General features: G+C 61.8%; 3 protein-coding genes and 1 pseudogene. 3 read left to right on the top strand and 1 reads right to left on the bottom strand.

All coding sequences use genetic code 11. The annotated features are described in order from the left end of the window. Positions 1–188 (bottom strand): BolA/IbaG family iron-sulfur metabolism protein (locus EN914_RS30675; protein WP_127389488.1); only part of this gene is annotated, 188 nt, incomplete at its 3' end. A gap of 181 nt (positions 189–369) precedes the next feature. On the opposite strand from EN914_RS30675, the gene EN914_RS30670 reads away from it, so the two are divergent. From EN914_RS30670 to EN914_RS30660, 3 genes and pseudogenes are all read left to right on the top strand, one after another. After that, positions 370–999, top strand: a complete 630-nt coding sequence (locus EN914_RS30670) for a J domain-containing protein (RefSeq protein WP_013529366.1) — start codon at positions 370–372, stop codon at positions 997–999. Between the two features lie 123 nt (positions 1000–1122). Beyond that, positions 1123–2109 carry a cobaltochelatase subunit CobS gene (cobS, locus tag EN914_RS30665; protein WP_013529367.1) on the top strand — a complete coding sequence of 329 codons (987 nt, stop codon included), beginning with the start codon at positions 1123–1125 and terminating at the stop codon, positions 2107–2109. A gap of 11 nt (positions 2110–2120) precedes the next feature. Continuing rightward, positions 2121–2828: pseudogene (locus tag EN914_RS30660) on the top strand (cobaltochelatase subunit CobT); the annotation flags it as partial.

The following is a 2828-nucleotide window of genomic DNA, read 5'->3' as shown; positions in this document are numbered from 1 at the left end:
ATGCCGGCAAAGGCGGAAGCGACGACGCGGACGCGAAAATGCGTCTCGCCGGTGCCGTCGTAAGTGCCGTGATGGTCGGAGCCGTGATGGTGGTGGCCGGCATGGAGATGGCTCTCGTTGATGATAACCAGCCTGTCCGGCGAAAATGCCTTGTTGAGCTTGTCTTCCATGGTCGCCTGTATGGACATCGCCATCTCCCTTCACCACATATCGTTGGCGTCTCGGCCTGGAAACCGAAAATCGGTTTCGCGAGGGGCCGCCGCCGCGCAACAAAATCCGCCATTCGCCTGCTTTATGCCGCGATTCAGCGGTTAGGGCGATGATCGCGAAAATGTCAATTCTTGTTTCGCATCTGCGAACGCCCCATAAATGGGTAAGATGAAGCCGTACCCCAAATATTTCGAGAAGATTCGCGTCCGCCCCGACAAGGACGCGGAGCTGAAGTCGCACTCGCCGATCTGCCAGTGGGACGGCTGCAAGGAAGCGGGCACCCATCGTGCGCCGGTCGGGCGCATGAAGGAGGGTGAGTATTTCCACTTCTGCTTCGATCATGTGCGCGAGTACAACAAGGGCTTCAACTACTTTTCCGGCGTACCGGACACCGAGGTCGCGCGCTTCCAGAAGGAAGCCATGACCGGGCACCGGCCGACCTGGAAGATGGGCGCCAACGGGGCCTCGACCCGGTCGTCGCCCGATATGGCCCAGATGCGTTCCGGCCGCGCCGGCTATTATAACCGCATGCGCGACCCGTTCGACCTGTTCAAGGGACCCAAGGATCCGCGCGAGGCGCGCGAGCGCAAGGCCAAGCCGCTTGAGGCCAAGGCGCTGGAAACGCTTGGTCTTGATACAAAGGCGACTGGCAAGGAGATCAAGGCGCGCTATAAGGAACTGGTGAAACTACACCATCCGGATGCGAATGGTGGCGACAGAGGTTCGGAAGACCGGTTCCGCGATGTGCTGCAAGCCTATCGCGTGCTCAAACAGGCGGGCCTGTGCTGAGCGACCATACGGTTCGTGTCGTTTTCCAACTTTCATAAGGTTGGAAAAGGCTTTAAGACCGCCCCCGGACAAAATCGATTGCCGGCGAAATCAGACGTTTCGCCCGTGGAGACGTTGAGAGATATGAACAAGGTCGATCGCGACATCGCCAACCTGCCCGACACGACGGTGTCGGTGAAGGAGAAATTCGGCTTCGAATCCAAGATGGTGGTGCCGGCCTATTCGGTGACATCGGAGCATGTGCCCGACATCGACCCGGACTATCTGTTCGACAAGAACACGACGATGGCGATCCTTGCGGGCTTTGCCTACAACCGCCGCGTCATGGTGTCGGGCTATCACGGTACCGGCAAGTCGACCCATATCGAACAGGTCGCCGCCCGCCTCAACTGGCCCTGCGTGCGCGTCAACCTCGACAGCCATGTCAGCCGTATCGATCTCGTCGGCAAGGACGCGATCGTGGTCAAGGACGGCTTGCAGATCACCGAATTCCGCGACGGCATCCTGCCCTGGGCCTACCAGCACAATGTCGCGCTGTGCTTCGACGAGTATGATGCCGGCCGTCCGGATGTGATGTTCGTCATCCAGCGCGTGCTGGAATCGTCAGGCCGGCTGACGCTGCTCGACCAGAGCCGGGTCATTCGCCCGCATCCGGCCTTCCGGCTGTTCTCGACCGCAAACACGGTCGGCCTTGGCGACACCACCGGCCTCTATCACGGCACCCAGCAGATCAACCAGGCGCAGATGGACCGCTGGTCGATCGTCACCACGCTGAACTATTTGCCGCACGACAACGAAGTCGCCATCGTGCTGGCCAAGGCCAAGCACTATCGCGACGGCAAGGGCAAAGACATCGTCAACAAGATGGTGCGCGTCGCCGACATGACGCGCTCGGCCTTCATCAACGGCGATCTGTCGACCGTGATGAGCCCGCGCACCGTGATCACCTGGGCCGAGAATGCCGAGATATTCGGCAATATCGGCATGGCGTTCCGGCTGACCTTCCTCAACAAGTGCGACGAACTGGAGCGCTCGGTGGTGGCCGAGTTCTATCAGCGCGCCTTCGGCGAGGATTTGCCCGAGAGCGCCGCCAACGTGGTCCTGGGGTAAGCACAGTCTCAATGGCGGGGCCGGGCGACAACACGCGCAACAAGTCGAAGACGGGGTCTGAAGCCGACAGCTTCAAGCGTGCCGTCACCGTCTGCATGCGCGCCATTGCCGGCGACAAGGAACTGGAAGTCGGTTTCGCCAAGGACCGGCCGGCGCTCGCCGGCAGCCGTGCGCGTCTGCCCGAATTGCCGAAGAAGGCGTCGAAGACCGATATTGCGATCACCCGCGGCCTCGGCGATTCCATGGCGCTGAAGCGCGCCTGCCACGATGTGCGCATCCACACCAAGCTGGCGCCGGAAGGCAAGGCGGCCCGCGCCATCTATGACGCGGTCGAGCAGGCCCGCGTCGAGGCGATCGGCTCACGCGCCATGCAGGGCGTCGCCGACAATATCGGCTCGATGCTGGAGGACAAATACGCCAAGGCCAACCTCGTCGACATCAAGGACAAGGCAGACGCGCCGATCGAGGAAGCTCTTGCCCTGATGGTGCGCGAGAAGCTGACCGGCCGTCCGGTCCCGAAAAGCGGCGAGCGGCTGGTCGAGCTCTGGCGCCCCTGGGTCGAGGAGAAGGCCAAGGCCGACCTCGACGGATTGTCGGCCAAGCTCGGCGACCAGCAGGCGTTCGCCCGGGTCGTGCGAGAGATGCTCGCCTCCATGGAGATGGCCGAGGAACTCGGCGACGACCAGGAGACGGAAGATTCCGAGGACAATGACGACAAC

Source organism: Mesorhizobium sp. M7A.F.Ca.CA.001.08.2.1, assembly GCF_003998455.1.
Lineage (GTDB): Bacteria > Pseudomonadota > Alphaproteobacteria > Rhizobiales > Rhizobiaceae > Mesorhizobium > Mesorhizobium ciceri.
Note: the sequence above shows the minus strand (reverse complement) of the source record. Positions and strands in the feature narration are given on the sequence as shown.

Excerpts from the sequence above, each read along its gene's own strand:
- EN914_RS30670 (WP_013529366.1), top strand. The coding sequence starts at position 370 with ATGGGTAAGATGAAGCCGTACCCCAAATATTTCGAGAAGATTCGCGTC.
- cobS (WP_013529367.1), top strand. The coding sequence starts at position 1,123 with ATGAACAAGGTCGATCGCGACATCGCCAACCTGCCCGACACGACGGTG.